This window comes from Aurantimonas sp. 22II-16-19i, from assembly GCF_002088275.1.
GTDB lineage: Bacteria > Pseudomonadota > Alphaproteobacteria > Rhizobiales > Rhizobiaceae > Jiella.
Genome location: NZ_AQQS01000046.1, coordinates 1 through 18,366 on the forward strand (window position 1 = coordinate 1; position 18,366 = coordinate 18,366).

Below are 18,366 nucleotides of genomic sequence, written 5' to 3' on the forward strand. Positions count from 1 at the left end.
CCGAACGATCCCGGTGATCATTCGTGCCCGTTCCGTGGGCCGGCGGTGAGGGGATGATGGGGCAAGGCGGCGGGGGTGGGGATAAGTTTTTTTGGGATGGAGGACGCGGCGCCCTCTCGCCGCGAGGGGAGAGAGGGGCGAAGGCAATGGCGGGCGGGCGTTCCGAGGGAAGCCGGGAACGCCGGGACAGAAGCGGGAGGCGCCAGCCCCAACGCGGCGTCATCTCCGGCCGGTCCCTGCACGATCCACACATCTCGTGCGGCCGCGTCGGCAGTCGCCCCTACCACCCGGCGTCGGCGCGGAAGAACGGTCGCAGAGCCCAAAGCTTCGTCATCCCGGCCCCCGAGCCGGGATCCATTCCTCGACGTTGACACGGCCTTTCGCTTCAGGACGAAAATCCGTCGGCGACCCGCGGGCGCAAGGGCGTCGACGATTTGGAATGGATCCCGGCTCGGGGGCCGGGATGACGACGCGGGGGAGGTCGGCGCCTTGAAGCCGTAAGCCCCGGCGAGGATTTGGGCCGCTCGCCTCTTCCGCTCAGACGCGCAATCGTCTCACATGGCGCCGCGTGGGGGACGCATGAGTCAATTACTAGCGAACGAACGGTCTTAGATCGAACATTCTCTTTATTCATGCCTTGCGGTCATCGAGCACTGGACGAGATGCGCAGGGACGAGTGCGCTAGTCGCCAGTAAACAAAATCTAGCTCTCGGCTTGAAGTCGCCGGGATCTCTGATCAAAGACGTACCGATCAAATCTCTTCAGCGTTTTCCATAAAGTAGGATTGATTGAAACTATCAGAAAACGTCTCTGTTCGTATAAAATCACGTATCTGCTCGCGAGTCTTGGCTGATGAATTGGAAACAAGCGCTTCAATATGCTTTGAGACTTTTTCAATATGGGCGACATAAGCATCATTATCTCGTATAACGCCCATAACAGATTTGTGAACCGCAGCACGTTTTCGTGGTGTCGCCTCAAGAATGTTTGGGGTATTCCAAAATTGCCGCACTAGGGCATAGAGAACGTAAAATTTGTTGATCGCAAATGTTCGCGGTACTCTCGATGTTCGAACAAGGTATTCAAACTTATACAATGCAAATGCTGCCATATGATAAAGCTCGACACTATGACCAGGCAGGAAAATTTTCTCTGAAAATTCTTTTCTGATACCCCGATGGTCGCGGGCCGCACGGTTCGGCTGGAAAAAGAAAGCTGCGGCTGCCACTTTCATCAAATCCGATGGCTTCTTGATCCGGGTCCGTTCAATCGCCACATCTTTGTATTGGTTGTCCCGCCGCTCTATGAGTATTTTCTCATCCCCGTCTTGTCCCGAACAGTAGATTTCAAGGTCTTTCATAAACGGCAGTAAGGCCCAAAACTGGTCCTCTCGGACTTCATTCTGTTTATTAGTCCCGATAATCACTTTGGAAATAAAATCCCCGTTCGAGCTTCCGATTAAGCGCAACGGCACACTTATTTTTTCAGCGTACTCCCTCGCTTGGGCAAGTATGTTTGTTGTTTGGCATCCATTAACAATCTGATAGTCTTCAATTGTGAATGTGTCTCCTTTTCGAGAAATGCTTTTTGCCACCACAGTTATGCCGTTGTTTTTGAAAACAAATGAAGAAAAATCGCCAGACTCCAATTCTGTAAGGATGGATTTATTGATCTCTGAATCTGGATTGAAGTCGCGAACATTGTCATAAAAGATCGCGCGGTTTACATGACGTCCTCCAGTGGGATCAGGATTAACTAGCGCCATTTCAAGGACTTGATCGGCGCCAACGTAGCCAATGTAGGCTTCGTCAATGTTGTCGTGTTCCGGTAGGGTGATGGCTTTTGGGAAAAATATCGTAGCGGATGATGCGTTGGTAGCAGAGCGAAACGCTTGCTGTATATCTCGAGCTCCCAAGCATACAATGTCGATAGAGCCGAAAAGATTTAACGCAGACAATCGAGACTTATTGCTCAGCACCAGCGATGCGATTGCATCAGATATTTCACCGGATCCTGTGGTGCAAAAATAGCATTTTAGATCTGGATTAGATCTCGTGGCAGCTGAGAAAACTTGATCACGAGCGCCAACCAAGTCTTCGATTTGATCGCCGCTCAGAAGGTTTAATTCTGTAAAGAAGTCGTAAACTGCATCGAGAAATTTGGATATTTGTCCATAGTCGAGGCTGTCTGATGTCTTGGACTGATACATGTGGAAGGAGCCGACATGATTTTTTCCAACAGACAGTACGGAAGCCGCCTCGTCGGCGTCGGTGCAGAGAATGCCCTGTACACTAATAGCGATCCCATCGAGGCCGAATTCTTGACCCTTAAGATGAGCCCGGAAGGGATCTATGTTCTCTCCAAGAATACCGTTCTCCACAGCAAATATCGACATGACCTCAAAAAAATCGCTGTCGTCGCCTTCTTCGTTGGCGTTAGCGTTTTTAAAGTCATTAAGTTGAGCTCGAATTATTGGGTTCATTGGCATCGGACAGTGCCTCGAATGGAGAATCGTAAGTCTGACAATATGAAGGCAGGTAGTGGCGCGCAAGGTGTCCATTTATGGTGGCGGATACGCGCACGCTTGGTTCATGATGCTGATATACGGCCGCCATCATGCTCTGGGCAGGAGCAGCAATTGCGTACCTGGCAGCGGTTGTTCCGGAGGAACGCCTCTCTTACGAGCGCTGGTGGCTGCTCCAGCCCGTCAGGGTCTCCGCGTCGGGCCACCCCCTCACGCTGCCCGCTCCCTCGTCCCGCCCCCGACATCGCCGTGGAACAGCGCCATCACGAGGTCGGTCTGGGTGACGAGGCCGACGAGGCGGTCGGTGTCGTCGACGATGGCGACGTGGTGGAGGCGGGCGGTGGCGAGGAAGGGGACGAGGTCGGCGATGGCGGTGTCGCGGGTGGCTTTCGGCGGGTTCTTCGTGACGATCCGCTCGACCGGCATCCGGGTGGAAAAGCCCTGCGAAAAGCCGTTGGCGAGGCGCTTCTTCGGGCGCAGCGACGGGCGGCCGAGGCCGCGGCCGACGGCTTCGACGAAGTTTTCCCGCGACAGCATGGCGACGAGCTTGCGGTCCTCGGTGGTGACGGGGAGGACGCTGAAATTGCGGTCCTGGATGATGTGCCAGGCCTCGCCGATGGTGGTTGCGGGGGAAATCGTCACGACGTCGCTTGTCATCACGTCGGCGCAGGTGAGATCGCGGGAGCGGCGGCGATAGGCCTCGTCCTCCGCGGTGGTCAGGATCGCCATCAGGTCGCTGCGGTCGATGTCGACCACCTTGTCCTGGCGCGCCAGGACGGCGTCGAGATCGGCGAGGGTGAAGCCGGTGCGCTCGCGCGGCGCGGGGTCCGCCGTGCCGTGGGCGCCCGGCGCCTGGACGGGCCGCAGATGCGGGTAGCGGCGGCCGGTGGCGCGGTTGTAGGCGAGCGCCACGGCCAGAAGCAGCGCCGAGTTGAGGCCGATCGGGACGAGCGCGAAGACAAAGCCCAACGCATCGGCGCTCGGCCCGGCAAGGACCGCCGTGACCGCCACCGCGCCGCCTGGCGGATGCAGGCAGCGCAAGAGGAACATGAGGGCGATGGCGAGGCAGACCGCGGCGGCGGCGGCCAGCAGCGGCTCGGGGATCGCCAGCCGGCAGGCGATGCCGACGAGGGCGGCCGAGACGTTGCCGCCGAGGATCGACCAGGGCTGGGCGAGGGGGCTCGACGGCACCGCGAAGAGGAGCACCGCCGAGGCGCCCATCGGCGCCACCAGCAGCGGCACGATGGTGTCCGGGCCGAGGACCAGCAGCGTCGCAAAGCCGGTGACCGCGATGCCGAGAAGCGCCCCGAGGCTCGCCCGCGCCTGCTCCCTGGCGCTGACATGGCCGAGATCGGGGACGAGCCGGAGAAGAGACTGGCGAACCATGCTGCGAGCCTTGCTGCTGAACCGGATGCCGCTTTTAGCAGCATGGTGCGCAAATGACAGGCGGCTGGGGTGAGCCAGCCCCTCCGGCATCCGGTCGGCGCCGCCGAAGTTGGCGACGAGACTGTCGCCGACAATTGCCGCGCCCCTGCAATGGAAACCCACGCGATGGCCCCGAACCGCTGCACCCTGCAGAGGAACGCCGGCGATTTTCGGCTTGCCATCGGCGGCGAAAACGGTCTAGCCATGCCGTTGGGGAATCTTCTGCTTGGCGGTGATCCGAATACTGTTCAACGCATCGCGGCAGGAGGTCGGCGATGCTCGCAGGCGTGGCCGAAACACGCGGCAGGCCAGTAGCTCAGAAGCTCTTCCACACGGATATCCATCAGGGATCTGCAGGATGTTGCGGTGTCCTGGCGGCAGGCACCGCCAGCACTGCCCCGGCGGCCGGCAAGGCCGTCGCTTGCCGATCCGCACGGTAGCAACGCATGAGGACGACGCGATCATGATGGCAATGTGGATGGCGCTGGCGATGGCGCTCGCCCCGGTGGGAGGACACCGGCTGGAGGCGCCCGTCGTCGGCGCCGGCGAGGCGACCGTTGAAAGGGTCCAGTACAATCTCAGCTGGTCCGGCAGCTGGATCTGGACGCCCGAGAATCGCAAGTGGGTCGACAAGGACAATCACGCCTCGATCGAGCTGCTCCAGGGCAGGAACGCCCGGTTCTGCATGAACGGCTCGTGCTGGGAGGTCGAATATGCGATCGAAGACGAGATCTACAGCTTTCGCCTGAGCGCCAGCTCGAAGGCCTATTACGAGTTCTGGCTCGGCGATTTCAACTCGCTCGAAGGCCGCTTCTGGTTCGACAAGTCGAAGGCCCGCACCGAGGCGCCGGCCGCGATGATCCGGATGATGCAACAGTAGCTTTGCTCAAGCATGCAGGGGTCGACCCCGTGGTTTCCGCGTCGGAGCCGAGGTCGACCGGGAATTCCCAAAATCCCTCAGGCGAATGTCGGCTCGCTGCCCGCCCCGTCCCGCAAAACGCAGCGTCTCATCCATGAAAGGCGATCGATGTCGAAGTTTCGGTGTCTCATTGTGTGCGCGAGCCTCGCGCTGACCGCTCCCGGTTCGGCGATCGCGCAACAGAACGGCTATGGCGGCTACGACATCGTCGCGGCGCCGCAGAGCGAACGGTTTTACGCCGACCCACGGGGATGGCGGGTTTTCGCCGGCCGGGTCGGCGGACGCTTCGGCTACTGCTTCGCCGAGTCGGTGCGCAGTGACGGTTCGGCCTTTCGCCTCGGCTGGGACGGCCAGCAATGGCAGCTCGCCGTGCCGATCACCTCGCAGCCCGATTGGCAGGGCACGCTGCAGATCGACGGTGCGGGCTCGGGGCAAGGCTATCGGCGCGGCGGCGATTACATCTCCGGCACCGCCAGCGGCGGCTGGACGATCGCCTGGCTCGGGGAGGCCGAGCTCGACGGGCTGCGACAAGGGAGTTCCGCGGTTCTCGGTGTCGGCAAGGCGGACTACGACTTTCGCCTCTCGGGCTCGACCGCCGCGATCCTGAAGGTCAAGGAATGCGTCGGTCGGTCCGGCGGCGACGGCGGCCAGGCCGCAGCGCCCATGGCGCCGCCTTCGCCGGCAGAGGCGATGCCGGGGGAGGCGATGCCCGTCGGTTTCGGCAAGGCCGGTTCCTGGGTCATCAACGAGCTGCGCGAAGGCGACCGCGTCGTCGCCTGCGAGGTCTACGACACGGTGATGCCCGGCCTGCGCTTCGAGATCGACCGGGAGAACAGCTACATCGATATCAAGGACGGCGGCGAGATGGGCAGGCTCGGCGAGCGCAAGCCCGTTCGGATCCTGTTCGATCCCGGCGATGAGCCGAGCCAGGCGGATGTGGAGATCATCGAGGGCCGGGACGGCGAGACATGGGCCCGCATCACCGAGGGCCGCGCGGACGGCCCCGGCCTGCTGGACGACGCGATCCCCAATTCCGGCCAGATCTCGTTCATCGGCCAGAACATCATCCTGGAGACGGGCCTCTCCGGCAGCAACCGGGCGCTCGACGTGTTCTTCCAGTGTTCGGACGGCATTCGGTAGGCTCGCATCGCGCAGGCGCGCCGAGGCGGTCGTCGAACACCGCTCCTCGCCTGACGGCAACGCGCCAAGGCGTTGCCGTTGCCGGCCTCACACCGGCTCGACGAAACCCTCCAGCACGCGCTTCTGGCCGGCCTTGTCGAAGTCGACGGTAAGCTTGTTGCCGTCGATGCCGGCGACCGTGCCGTTGCCGAATTTCAGGTGGAACACCCGGTCGCCGGCGGCAAAGCGGCTTTCGGCGTCGGCGACGGATTTGGCCACCAGCTCGCCCTGGATCTCGCGCGGGCCGCCCTTCTTTGCCGAGGAATAGAGGCCGAAGCCCTTTTTCGGCGGCTGGTTGTGGCCGCGGCCGGGGGCGGGGCCGTCACTCATGCGGCCGGCAAAGCCGGAATTGCCGGCGCCGCGCGAGCCGGGCTCGGCGTCGTAGGTGATCTCGCGGCTGCGTCCGCCCTTCCAGCCGTCGCCGCCGCTGCTGCGGGGATTGGTCTCGGCAAAGCCGGCCTGGGCGGCCTGGGCGCGTTTCCAGCCGGGGGTCTGGTAGGCGCTCTCCTTGAAGGCGTTGCCGCCGTCCCAGCGGGACGCGCCATAGCCGCCGAAGCCGGACGCGCCATAGCCGCCATAGGAGGTGTTGGCCTCCATCACCTCGACATGGGCCTCGGGGAGTTCGTCGAGAAAGCGCGACGGGATGGTCGACTGCCAGAGGCCGTGGATGCGGCGGTTGGAGACGAACCAGATCTTCACCCGCCGCTTTCCGCGGGTGATGCCGACATAGGCGAGACGGCGCTCTTCCTCGAGCCCCGAGCGACCGCCCTCGTCGAGGGCCCGCTGGTGGGGAAACAGCCCTTCCTCCCAGCCGGGCAGAAAGACGGTCTCAAATTCGAGGCCCTTGGCCGAATGCAGCGTCATGATCGAGACGGCGTCGGTGTCGGCGTTCTGCTCGGCGTCCATGACGAGGGCGACATGCTCGAGAAAGGAGGGGAGCGACTCGTACTCCTCCATCGAGCGGATCAGCTCCTTGAGGTTTTCCAGCCGCCCCGGCGCCTCGGCCGAGCGGTCGTTCTGCCACATTTCGGTATAGCCGGACTCTTCGAGGATCTGCTCGGCGAGCTCGGTGTGCTTCATGGTCGGCAGCAGCTCCGACCAGCGGCGGAAATCGGCGACGACGCCGCGCAGCGTGTTGCGGGGCTTGGGCTTCAGCTCCTCCGTCTCGACCATCTCGCCGGCGGCGGCGATGATCGGGATCTGGCGCTCGCGGGCGTAATCGTGGAGGAGGCGCACGGTGGCGTCGCCGAGGCCGCGCTTCGGGGTGTTGACGATGCGCTCGAAGGCGAGATCGTCGGCGGGCTGGCAGACGCAGCGGAAATAGGCGAGCGCGTCGCGGATCTCCATCCGCTCATAGAAGCGCGGGCCGCCGATCACCCGGTAGTTCAGCCCCATGGTGACGAAGCGATCCTCGAAGGAGCGCATCTGGAACGAGGCGCGCACCAGGATCGCCATGTCGTTGAGGTCGTGGTTCTCGCGCCGCTGCAGATCCTCGATCGCCTCGCCGATGGCCCGCGCTTCCTCCTCCGAATCCCAGCCGGCATTGACCTCGACCTTGGGGTCTTCGGGATCGGCGCGGTCGGTGAAGAGGGTCTTGCCGAGCCGGTCCTCGTTATGGGCGATGAGATGGGAGGCGGCGCCGAGAATGTGGCCGGTGGAGCGGTAGTTGCGCTCAAGGCGGATGACGGTGGCGCCGGGGAAATCCTTGTCGAAGCGCAGGATGTTGTCGACTTCGGCGCCGCGCCAGCCATAGATCGACTGGTCGTCGTCGCCGACGCAGCAGATGTTGATCTGCTGCGGTTTGTTTGCGCTCACGCTGTCGCCGCTGCGCGGCGGCTCGCTCCGCGGGGGCGCGGCATCAGCCGCGACGGCCGTTCGGCCTTGCCTCGCTGCGCTCGGAGCGCCGGGAGCCGCCCGTGACGCCTCGATCTCCCCCCTCGTGGGGGAGATGGGCGGCAGCCCAGAGGGGGGCGCGCCGAGCGCCGAGTTCGGAGAGGTTTGCGCCGAGGCACCCCCCTCTGCCTTGCCAGGCATCTCCCCCACAAGGGGGGAGATCGAAGCGTCGGCGTTGTGCGAGCGCGACGGCTGCTGGGCCAGCAGCCGCAGCCACATGTACTGGGCGACGTTGGTGTCCTGGTACTCGTCGACGAGGATGTATTTGAACCGCCGGTGATATTCGGCGAGGACGTCGGGATGGGCCTTGAGCAGCGCGATCGGGTGCATCAGGAGATCGCCGAAGTCGCAGGCATTGAGCGTCATCAGCCGGGCCTGATAGGCGGCATAGAGATGCCGACCCTTGCCGGCGAAGGCCCGGGCGTCGCCCTCGGGGATGTCCTTCGGGGCGAGGCCCTTGTTCTTCCAGCCGTCGAGCATGGTGGCGAAGGTGCGCGCCGGCCAGCGCTTGTCGTCGAGGTTCTCGGCCTGGATCAGCTGCTTGATCAGCCGGATCTGATCGTCGGTGTCGAGAATGGTGAAATTGGGTTTCAGCCCGACCAGCTCGGCATGGCGGCGCAGGATCTTGACGCCGATCGAGTGGAAGGTGCCGAGCCAGGGCATGCCCTCGACCTGTCCGCCGACCAGCATGCCGATGCGGGTCTTCATCTCGCGGGCGGCCTTGTTGGTGAAGGTCACGGCGAGGATCTGCGAAGGCCAGGCCCGGCCGGTCTGCAGGATATGGGCAATGCGCGTCGTCAGGACGCGGGTCTTGCCGGTGCCGGCGCCGGCGAGCACCAGCACCGGGCCCTCGGTGGTCTCGACGGCGGCGCGCTGCTCGGGATTGAGGCCCGACAGATAGTCCGGCGCCGCCGCGCCCCGCGCGGCCATGGCTCTTGCGGCGATGCCGCCCTGGCGGGGCGGGTTCGCGGGCACTGATTCGTTGAAATCGCTCATGTTCGCCAATGTAAGCAATCGGCCGGCGATGGCCAACGGCGGCGGCTCGGCTGGCGGGCCGTGGGCGAGGGCTCAGCGATAGATCAGCGTCGGCAGCCACATGGTGAGGGCCGGGATGAAGGTGACGAGGCCGAGGACGATGAACAGCGGCACCAAGAACGGCGCCGTCGCCGCGACGCAGCGCTCGAAGGGGATGTTCGACACCCGCGACAGGACATAGAGCACCATGCCGATCGGCGGGGTGAGAAGACCGATCATCAGGTTGAGCACCATGATGACGCCGAAATGCACGGGATCGACGCCCATCTTGACGGCAATCGGCAGGAGCACGGGGGTGAGGATGGTGATCGCCGCCACCGTCTCCATGAAGCAGCCGACGATCAGGAGGATCAGGTTGATCAGCAGGAGGACGATGATGGGGTTGTCGGAGACCTGCAGGATCAGCGCGGCGAAATGCTCCGGCGCGCGGTTGGAGGTCAGCACCCAGGCGAAGATGGTGGCCGCCGCGACGATGAAGAGCACGACGGCGGTGGTCTCGATGGTGTCGAAGGACACGCGCAGGAAGCGTTTCAGAGACAGCGTGCGGTAGACGACGAGGCCGAGAAACATCGCCCAGACGCAGGCGGCGATCGCCGCCTCGGTGGGCGTGAAGGCGCCGGTGAGAATGCCGCCGACGATGATCACCGGCGTCATCAGCGACAGGAAGGCGCGCAGGAAGGTCACGCCGAGGACGTCGAAGCGGAAGGGCTGGTCGACGGGATAGTTTCGCCGGCGCGCATAGATCGCGATCATCGCCATCAGCGCCAGCGCCATCAGGACACCGGGGACGAAGCCGGCGGCAAACAGCTGACCGATCGAAGCGCCCGCGACGACGCCGTAGATCACCATGGGCAGCGACGGCGGGATGATCGGCCCGATGGTCGAGGACGCCGCGGTGATGCCGACCGCAAAGCCCGGATCGTAATTGGCATCGCGCATCGCCTTGATCTCGATGGCGCCGAGGCCGCCCGCATCGGCGACCGCGGCGCCCGACATGCCGGCGAAGATGACCGAGGCGCCGACATTGACGTGGCCGAGGCCGCCGCGCATCCAGCCGAAGATCGCCTTGGCGAAATCGAAGATCCGCTCGGTGATGCCGGCCGCATTCATCAGATTGCCGGCCAGGATGAAGAACGGGATCGCCAGAAGCGGGAAGGAATCGACGCCGTTGACCATGCGGTGGATGACGACGACCTCGGGCACCCGGCCCTCGATCAGCAGAAAGATCGCCGAGGAGGCGGCAAGCGAGATCGCGACGGGAACGCCGAGGGCGATCAGGCCGAACAGGAGGACGAAGAGGAGGACGAGAAGCATCGCGGGCCAATCGGGACGAGGCAGACGGGAACGGCAGGGGCCGTCCGGCGATTTGGGCGTGGCGGCCGTAGGCCCGGCCGTCACGCAAAGCCCGGTCATTTCTTGAACATGCCGGACTTCGGGAGCGTTCGACCGCCGCGCGGGCTGCGATCAGACGCCCTTGGTGGAGACGGCGAAGCGTTCGGGATCGACCAGCCGGCTGGTGCCGGAGCGGAGATGGCGCAGGAGGGCGACGGCGGCGTAGATCGCCATCAGGCCGAGCGAGACGGCCACGATCCAGTAGACCGCCGATTTCGGCAGGTCGATCGACACCATCTTCTGGTGGGTGCGGCCGGCAAGGCTGATGCAGAGCCAGGTCATCGCCACGTAAAAACCGAGCGACACCAGGTCGACGACGATCTGCAGGGCGAAGCGGGCCCGCCTCGCAAAATAGCGGTAGAACAGCTCGACCGCGATGTGGCTTTCCTTGCGCGCCGCCATGATCGAGCCGACGAAGGTGACGCCGATCAACAGGAAGCGGGCGATCTCCTCGGTCCAGCCGAGGGAATCGTTCAGGACATAGCGGGTGAAGAACTGCAGGAAGACGACGCCGGCCAGCACCCAGAACAGCACCAGCACGACGCCGTCGCTCCAGCGCAGGTCGGACAGGTCGATGGGCTCGTCCGGATGCGCTCCGGGCGCCTCGGCCCCGATGCCCGGCGTGGGGTCGACGGATGACATGCTTCCTCCCTGCTGCTTCGGCCCTGCTGCTTCGGCGCTGCTCTGTCGGCCCTGCTCTGTCGGCGCGGCGGGCCTCCCAACCCGCCGCGCCTCTCTCATGTCAGGCGTGCTACTCGATCGCCTGGAGGCGATCGTAGATCGCCTGGTCCCAGGTCGCGTCCGGCCCGTTGTGGAGCTTCATGGTCATCTCGCGGAACGGCGCGATGTCGACCTCGTGGACGTTCACGCCCTGGTCGCGGAACCAGGCGGCGAGCTTGGCCTCGTTGTCGCGCACCTGGGTCGTCGCGCAGTCGGCCGCATCCGCCAGCACCTTGCCGAGTGCCGCGTGATCGGCCTCGTCCATCTGGCCCCAGGTCGGGCCGCCGACGATGGTCAGGAGCGCGTCGTTGATGTGGCCGGTCAGGGAGATGTCCGACTGGACCTCGTGGAACTTCTTCGCCTGGATGGTCGGCAGCGGGTTCTCCTGCCCGTCCACCGTCCCTTGCTGCAGTGCAAGGTATACCTCGGCGAAGGCGATGGGCGACGGATTGGCGCCGACGGCCCGGGGGAACATCATGTAGAGCGGCGCGTTCGGCACGCGGATCTTCATGCCCTGCATGTCCTCGGGCTTTTCCACCGGCTTGTTGGCGGTCACGTGCCGCTGGCCGTAATAGGTGGTGGCGAGGATGTGGTTGCCGGTGGCGTCCTGATAGCCCTTGGCGAGCTCGTCGAAGAGGTCGGACTGGCGATACTTGTCCCAGTGGTCGTAGTTGCGGAACATGTAGGGCGCGCCGCCGATGGCGACCGGCCCGTAGGCCCGGCCGGCAAACAGCTGGCCGGTATAGATGATGTCGACGGTGCCGAGGCCGAGACCCTCGTTGATGTCGACCTCCTTGCCGAGCGAGGAGGCCGGATAGACCTCGATCGAATAGCGGTCCTCCGTCGCCGCCTTCAGCTGGTCGGACGCCGCCACGGCGCAGCTGTGGTAGGGCTCGCTCGTCTCGTAGACATGGGCCCATTTCAGGACCGTCTGGGCAGCCGCCGGCTGGACCAGGGCGACCGAGGCCAGCAGCGCCGCTCCCACCGCTGCCGTCTTGTGCGCGTATGCCATTCCGTTCTCCTCCCTAACGTATACGCAGGAAGGTCATCTTATTGGCTGGGGCGCCAAGTGCAATGGCGTTACGTCAGCCGCGCCGATGACGCGGCGCGCCGCCGGGCGGCGAGCGCCGCGACGCCGGACGGCCCGCGGTCAGGCGTGGGAGACCAGGGGGCGGACATGCGGGCCCTTCGCGGCGCTGCCGGGGAAGGCGATGTCGGCATAGACCGGCAGATGGTCGGAGGCGCCGCGCGACCGGTTGGAGACGTGGACCCCGGTCTCGACGAGGCTCACCTCCTCGCTGAGGATGAAACGGTCGAGGGCCCCGAGCGGCATGCGCGAGGGGAACGACCGGCCCGGCAGCACGACCTCGTGGGAGCGGCCGAACAAGGCGAAGCACCGTCCGTCGGGGTTCCACTCGTTGAGGTCGCCCATCATCACCGTCGGAAGGGCGGGCCGCATGGTCTCCAGATGGGCGAGGATCGCCGCGGCCTGCCGCCGCCGCCACAGGCCCAGCAGCCCCAGATGCATGCCGACGACGCGCAGCTCGGCCTCGCCGACGGCAAGGTCGACGATGGCGGCGCCGCGCGGCTCCAGCGCCGGCAGTTCCAGGCACTGGATCTGCCGGACCGCGATGCCCTCGCGCACGAGGATCGCGTTGCCGTGCCAGCCGAGACTGCCCGGCCGGGCCTCCAGCGCGACCGGAACGTAGCGGGTCGTCTCGCGGATCGCCTGCTGCGGCAGCGTCGAGGCCCGGGTGCCGAACCGCCGGTCGACCTCCTGCAGCGCCACGACGTCGGCGTCGATCTCGTTGAGGACGGCGAGGATTTCCATCGGCCGCCGGCGCCAGTCGGTGCCGACGCCCTTGCGGATGTTGTAGGATGCTACGCGGAGCATGGGGCCTCGTCTCTACCGTCCGTGCCATTCGCCTGGACGTCGGCGGATCCCGCTCGTCCGTGCTTCGAACGGGCAGGGGTGCCTGTGGTTCATCCCGGGCCTTGCCTGCCGCCTCGCGAAAGCGCCCGCCAAACGTCCCATCGGACCGCAACGGGCGATGCCGGCGAGCCGGCTCCAGGTCCGTCGTCCGTCACCGCGAATTTCACGGCCGGCCGCCGAATGTCAAATCGGCGGCGCAGTCGGAGCGAGATCAGCTTCCGGCGCTCGCGCATGACGACCGGGAGCGGGACGGCATCGCCTTCGCTGGCAAGCTGCGCCATCCGCCGGTCTTCGCACGATCTTTCGGGCACGCCTCTCTCCGGCCCTTGCGGCTCGATGCGCCAAGCTGGGGCGCATCGCCGCTCGGTCTTTGACGGCTGCGCCGCCGCGCGATCGCCGGGTGGCCGGCGACCGCGAGTCATTCTCGTAGCGAGGACGCGAAATATGATTCGACTCGCTGGTGAGTGAGCAATTACCATCACCTTGGGGAAGCTGCGGGAAACGGGGAAGCTGGAGGGAGAGGGAGCATGAACGTCGAGACCCTTTCGCAGGCCATCGAGGCCGCGGAGAGCGAGAAGGTGATCTGGCTGCGCGGCCGCACGGCCTTCCGGCGCCACGGGCTTCGCGCCTTCAATCCCTATCTGCCCGATGCCAGTCCGATGCGCGACCTCTGGGAAGAGGGCTTCAACTACGAACGCGACGCCGCGGCCGAGCGCCAGCCGCGTTTCTGAGCCGGATGGTCGGCGGGCGAGAGGCGGTTGCGGCATCCGGCGGTGCGGCGGTGCGGCGGGAGATCCGCGGCGATTGCGCCGGACGGCGCATCGGCGGTAATCCCCTGCGATGACATTGCGCAAACCCTATCCGCCGATCGAGCCCTACCGCATGGGCCGGCTCGAGGTCGGCGACGGCCACGAGATCTATTTCGAGGAATGCGGCAACCCGGCGGGCATCCCCGTGGTGTTCCTGCATGGCGGCCCCGGCAGCGGCGCCTCGGCGGCGCATCGGCGGCTGTTCGACCCTGAGCGCTACCGGATCGTCCTCTATGACCAGCGGGGCTGCGGGCGCTCGGTGCCGCTCGGATCGCTGGAGGCCAACACCACCTGGCATCTCGTCGACGATCTCGAGACGCTGCGCCGGCATCTCGCGGTCGAGCGCTGGCTGCTGTTCGGCGGCTCCTGGGGCGCGACGCTGGCGCTGGCCTATGCGCAGGCGCATCCGGACGCCGCGAGCGGGCTGATCCTGCGCGGCGTCTTTTCCGGCCGGCGCTCGGAGCTCGACTGGTTCTACGACTGGGGCGCCAACCGGCTGTTTCCCGACCACTGGGAAGACCTCGTGGCGCGAATTCCCGAGGCCGAGCAGGACGACCTCGTCGCCGCCTATCGCCGGCGCCTGACGCATCCCGAGCGCTCGGTGCGGGCGCAGGCCGCACGGGCCTGGACGGCATGGGAATCGGCGACGGTGATGCTGCGGGCCGCCAACCCGGCCCATTCGCCGCCCTCCGACCACGCGACCGACGCCCAGATCGCCTTCGCCAGGATCGAGAACCACTATTTCTTCCACGATCTCTGGCTGGAGGAGGGCCAGCTCCTCGCAAATGTCGGGCGCCTCGCGGGCACGCCGGGCGTCATCGTCCAGGGCCGCTATGACGTGGTGACGCCGGTGGTCACCTCTTGGCAGATCGCGCAAGCCTGGCCGAAGGCCGACTACCGGCTGGTCGAGGGGGCCGGCCACGCCTTCGCCGAGCCGGCGATCCTGCACGAGCTCATGGAGGCGACGGACCGGTTCGCACGGGAACTCGGCGATCGGTGAGGATGCGCCGGTGCGGCAGGCCGTCCAGCCACGCCGCGTCGAGCCGCGCGGAAACGCCGGGTAGAGCGCGGCGGCGCGTCCCGATTGTCGCCGGGACAGGCCGATGCTTCTCAACCCGGCGCCGCACGTCTATGACGGGCGGGCTCGGGAAAATGCGCGAGAGTTTCGAGATGACGACACAGACCGGCGGATGCCAGTGCGGTGCGGTGCGGTTTCGGTGCGAGGTCGAGGCGGAGACGGCGAGCATCTGCCATTGCCGGATGTGCCAGAAGGCGTTCGGCTCGTTCTATGCGCCGCTGGTCCATACGAGGGGCGGCACGCTGGTCTGGACGAAGGCCGAGCCGAAGCGGTTTCGCTCGTCGACCTATGCGGCCCGCGGCTTCTGCCCGGATTGCGGCACGCCGCTGACCTACGAGACCGCCGAGGCGGTGTCGATCGCCATCGGGGCGCTGGACGATCCGGGCGCGGTTCCGCCGCTTGTGCAGGACGGAGTCGAAGGCAAGATCGCCTATGTCGACGGGCTGCATCTCCTCTTAGGCCGCGTGACGGAGGAGGATCCGGAATTCGCCGCGGTGGCCGCGACGATCGTCAGCCATCAGCATCCGGATGCGCCATCAGCCAGTGAGGCTTGAGCGGCTCGCGCAGCCGGGATCAGATGCGGACTATTCGACAGACAGAACAGTGGCTTGAAGCCGCTGTTTCACCCAAGATGCGAGCAAACAAGACGGCATGACCGACGACCTGCGCGGGCTCTACCCCGAGATCGAGCCTTATGAGAGCGGCTTTCTGGAGGTCGGCGACGGCCATCGGGTCTATTGGGAGCGCTGCGGCACCAAAGGCGCGACGCCCGCCGTGTTCCTGCATGGCGGGCCGGGCGGCGGCTGTTCGCCCGCCCATCGGCGGCTGTTCGACCCGGCGCGATACGACGTCCTCCTGTTCGACCAGCGCGGCTGCGGCCGCTCGACGCCCCATGCCAGCCTCGAGGCCAACACCACCTGGCATCTCGTCGCCGACATCGAGACGCTGCGGGAGATGGTGGGGGTCGAGGCGTGGGTGGTGTTCGGCGGTTCCTGGGGCTCGACGCTGGCGCTCGCCTATGCCGAGACCCATCCCGGCCGCTGCGCCGCGCTGATCGTGCGGGGCATCTACACCCTGACGAAGGCCGAGCTCGACTGGTACTACCAGTTCGGCGTCTCGGAGATGTTTCCGGAGAAGTGGGAGCGGTTCGTGGAGGCGATCCCGGAGGCCGAGCGCGGCGACATGATCGCCGCCTATCGCAGGCGCCTCGTCGGCGACGACACGGCCGAGCAGCTGCGGGCGGCGAAGGCCTGGAGCCTCTGGGAGGGCGAGACGATCACGCTGCTTCCGGACGCCGGCCTCGCCCACGACTTCGGCCAGGACGATTTTGCCATCGCCTTTGCCCGTATCGAGAACCACTTCTTCACCCATGCCGGCTGGCTGGAGGAGGACCAGCTGATCCGCGAGGCGGGAAAGCTCAAGGGCATTCCCGGCGTCATCGTCCACGGCCGCTACGACATGCCGTGCCCGGCCCGCACCGCCTGGCGGTTGTCGAAGGCCTGGCCGGAGGCGGAGTTCCACCTCATCGAGGGCGCTGGGCACGCCTATAACGAGCCGGGCATCCTCGACGCGCTGATCCGGGCGACGGATCGGTTTGCGGGGTGAACTGGGGCTGGCGTGGGAAGGGGCGTGGTGGCGGCGGTTGGCCGCGGCGATCCTGATCCGCCAAGCCGAACGCGCGGGATGAGGAGGCGGCTGGGGCGATCAGCAGCGGCAACACCGGCGGGCCATGTACGTGAGGCGGCGAGGCCGATCATTTGAAACAGACTACATTGATTCTGTTTCAAAAAAAACGTGATTTCCGCTCGCGGCCGGACCGGTCGCAGGCCCTTTTGGCGGCATCAAATGCTACCTAATACCCTCAAGGGTTTTCAAAGCTGCTTCGACCGCTCTACGTTCCGTTTTCGGCAGCGGCAGTATCGGCCGGGGCGGCTGTATGGTGGTAAGCTCCAACACCTCTGCGATCATGAACATGACGCGGAAACTTCCATGCGCCTTGAACAATTCCCATAGCGGCGAGAACGCGCCATCGATGCGCCGAACCTCTGCTGCGTGACCGGCCTGTGCCGCTCGTGTCAGCGCAAGGGCAGGTGCAGGCAGAAATCCCGCTATCACGCTATACCAGGTATCACATCCCGCCAGCAGCGCGTCCGCCGCGCCCCAATCGCCGCTGTAGCCTATTGCAAAGCCCTCCGGTGTCAGGGTGCGCAGGCGTGCCAATTCGCCAGCATAAGCCCCGTTTGCGGCAAGCGGCATTTTCACGGCGGCGACATGCGGCAATTTTGCAAGACGGGCGATGAGATCCTCGGTGAAGGTGAACCGCGTCGTGCCGGGATTGTTGTAAATGCATAGCGGTAGCTCGCCCGCTTCCGCCACGGCGGCGAAGTGCTGATGCACCTCCTCGTCGGTCAGCGGCGTATAGGACATGGGAGCCAGGAGCAGGCCGTCCGCTCCTGCCGCTTTAGCGTCCTGCGCAAGCGCGACCGCTGCGTCTGTGCGCAGCGATCCAACCCCCACTATTACCGGCACGCGTCCGCCAACATGATCGACCGCAACCCGTACGGCCTCCTGCCGCTGTTCTCGGGACAGGTAGGCATAACCGCCCGTGCTGCCGAGCAGCCCGATACTATCGGCTTTTGCTGCAATAATGCGGTCAAGGAAGCGGCACAGTGTGGCTCCATGCACCGTCCCGGCCGTATCGGTCGGAGTGAGGGGGAAAGCTGATAGGCCGTGAAAAAGAGACATGGTGTTGGTCAATCAATTAGTCGGACGCTTCGCCAGCGCGAGGCCGACACCAAGCAGAACCATCGCTCCCCCGGAACCTTCCCGCAACCGGCGGATCAGGTTGGGACGAGCCGTCGCGCTTTCTCGGATGCGCCCGGCAGCGAAGGCCACGACGATGTCGGCAAGGGTGTTGAGCGCGACCGAGATCGAGCCCAACATCACGAACTGCAAGGCAACATTGCCCGTCAGATCGACGAACTGCGGGATGAACGCGAGGAAGAAGGCAGCCGTCTTGGGGTTCAAGGCTTCCACCATCATGCCTTCGCGAAAGGCTCTGCTTGTGCCGACCGGCGGCGGGGTCCTGCCGCTAAGTGCGGTCAACGCGTCGTGGCGTGCTGAAAGGAACGTTCGGACGCCCATCCACACCAGATAGGCGGCGCCGACGAATTTGAGGACCGTGAACAGTTCGGCGCTCGCCAGCACGATTGCCGACACGCCTAGGCTTCCCGCCAGCACATGGAACATTCCGCCAAGGCCGTTGCCGAAGCTGGATGCAATACCTTCCGGTCGGCCCCCCGACAGGGTGCGAGCGGCAACGTAGAAGATGCCCGGGCCCGGTGTGACGGCAAGGAAAAACGCGGCGGCGAGGAAGAGCGAAAACTGAGATGGATCTAGCATGGCATGAGGCTACCGCATGACCCGCTCAGCGGGCAATGAAGATGCACGCGATCCATG

At 65.2% G+C, this 18,366-nt stretch carries 15 protein-coding genes; 6 read left to right on the plus strand and 9 right to left on the minus strand.

Going from position 1 to position 18,366, the window contains the following annotated elements; all coding sequences use genetic code 11:
* Window positions 1-751 precede the first annotated feature (751 nt).
* Together ATO4_RS24155 and ATO4_RS24160 are read right to left on the minus strand one after the other, a co-directional pair.
* Window positions 752-2,488: an AIPR family protein gene (locus ATO4_RS24155; protein ID WP_176223147.1), complete on the minus strand. Its 1,737-nt coding sequence runs from the start codon at window positions 2,486-2,488 to the stop codon at window positions 752-754.
* A gap of 246 nt (window positions 2,489-2,734) precedes the next feature.
* The gene (locus tag ATO4_RS24160) at window positions 2,735-3,910 is read right to left on the minus strand and encodes an HPP family protein (RefSeq protein WP_176223148.1); all 1,176 of its coding nucleotides are present in this window, start codon (window positions 3,908-3,910) and stop codon (window positions 2,735-2,737) included.
* Between the two features lie 502 nt (window positions 3,911-4,412).
* Between ATO4_RS24160 and ATO4_RS24165 the strand changes: the two genes are divergently transcribed.
* Both ATO4_RS24165 and ATO4_RS24170 read left to right on the plus strand, forming a co-directional pair.
* Window positions 4,413-4,829, plus strand: a complete 417-nt coding sequence (locus ATO4_RS24165; protein WP_139802668.1) for a hypothetical protein — start codon at window positions 4,413-4,415, stop codon at window positions 4,827-4,829.
* 147 nt (window positions 4,830-4,976) lie between these two features.
* Window positions 4,977-6,008 carry a hypothetical protein gene (locus tag ATO4_RS24170; protein ID WP_139802669.1) on the plus strand — a complete coding sequence of 344 codons (1,032 nt, stop codon included), beginning with the start codon at window positions 4,977-4,979 and terminating at the stop codon, window positions 6,006-6,008.
* Window positions 6,009-6,095: 87 nt separating this feature from the next.
* On the opposite strand, the gene ATO4_RS24175 is transcribed toward ATO4_RS24170, so the two are convergent.
* From ATO4_RS24175 to ATO4_RS24195, 5 genes are all read right to left on the minus strand, one after another.
* Window positions 6,096-8,936: a UvrD-helicase domain-containing protein gene (locus ATO4_RS24175; protein ID WP_083594373.1), complete on the minus strand. Its 2,841-nt coding sequence runs from the start codon at window positions 8,934-8,936 to the stop codon at window positions 6,096-6,098.
* Between the two features lie 72 nt (window positions 8,937-9,008).
* Window positions 9,009-10,289, minus strand: coding sequence for a TRAP transporter large permease (locus ATO4_RS24180; RefSeq protein WP_083594344.1), 1,281 nt, complete (start codon window positions 10,287-10,289; stop codon window positions 9,009-9,011).
* 150 nt (window positions 10,290-10,439) lie between these two features.
* On the minus strand, window positions 10,440-11,009 hold the full coding sequence (locus tag ATO4_RS24185; protein WP_083594345.1) for a TRAP transporter small permease: 570 nt from the start codon (window positions 11,007-11,009) through the stop codon (window positions 10,440-10,442).
* Window positions 11,010-11,118: 109 nt separating this feature from the next.
* Window positions 11,119-12,099, minus strand: a complete 981-nt coding sequence (locus ATO4_RS24190) for a sialic acid TRAP transporter substrate-binding protein SiaP (protein WP_083594346.1) — start codon at window positions 12,097-12,099, stop codon at window positions 11,119-11,121.
* 138 nt (window positions 12,100-12,237) lie between these two features.
* The gene (locus tag ATO4_RS24195) at window positions 12,238-12,981 is read right to left on the minus strand and encodes an endonuclease/exonuclease/phosphatase family protein (RefSeq protein WP_083594347.1); all 744 of its coding nucleotides are present in this window, start codon (window positions 12,979-12,981) and stop codon (window positions 12,238-12,240) included.
* Between the two features lie 566 nt (window positions 12,982-13,547).
* Here ATO4_RS24195 and ATO4_RS24200 point away from each other — a divergent pair.
* The 4 genes from ATO4_RS24200 (at window position 13,548) to pip (ATO4_RS24215) (ending at window position 16,512) form a co-directional block, all read left to right on the plus strand.
* Entirely contained in the window at window positions 13,548-13,751 is a 204-nt protein-coding gene (locus ATO4_RS24200) for a hypothetical protein (RefSeq protein ID WP_083594348.1), read from the plus strand.
* 109 nt (window positions 13,752-13,860) lie between these two features.
* Window positions 13,861-14,829 (plus strand): prolyl aminopeptidase, encoded by a 969-nt coding sequence (pip, locus tag ATO4_RS24205; protein ID WP_083594349.1) that lies wholly within the window; start codon window positions 13,861-13,863, stop codon window positions 14,827-14,829.
* A 170-nt stretch (window positions 14,830-14,999) separates the two neighbouring features.
* The gene (locus tag ATO4_RS24210) at window positions 15,000-15,461 is read left to right on the plus strand and encodes a GFA family protein (RefSeq protein WP_083594374.1); all 462 of its coding nucleotides are present in this window, start codon (window positions 15,000-15,002) and stop codon (window positions 15,459-15,461) included.
* Window positions 15,462-15,558: 97 nt separating this feature from the next.
* The gene (pip, locus tag ATO4_RS24215) at window positions 15,559-16,512 is read left to right on the plus strand and encodes a prolyl aminopeptidase (RefSeq protein WP_083594350.1); all 954 of its coding nucleotides are present in this window, start codon (window positions 15,559-15,561) and stop codon (window positions 16,510-16,512) included.
* Window positions 16,513-16,755: 243 nt separating this feature from the next.
* Here pip (ATO4_RS24215) and ATO4_RS24220 read toward each other — a convergent pair whose 3' ends face one another.
* Together ATO4_RS24220 and ATO4_RS24225 are read right to left on the minus strand one after the other, a co-directional pair.
* Complete coding sequence (locus tag ATO4_RS24220; protein WP_083594375.1) at window positions 16,756-17,652, minus strand: dihydrodipicolinate synthase family protein; 897 nt, start codon at window positions 17,650-17,652, stop codon at window positions 16,756-16,758.
* 12 nt (window positions 17,653-17,664) lie between these two features.
* Window positions 17,665-18,309, minus strand: coding sequence for a LysE family translocator (locus ATO4_RS24225; RefSeq protein ID WP_083594351.1), 645 nt, complete (start codon window positions 18,307-18,309; stop codon window positions 17,665-17,667).
* Between the last annotated feature and the right edge of the window lie 57 nt (window positions 18,310-18,366).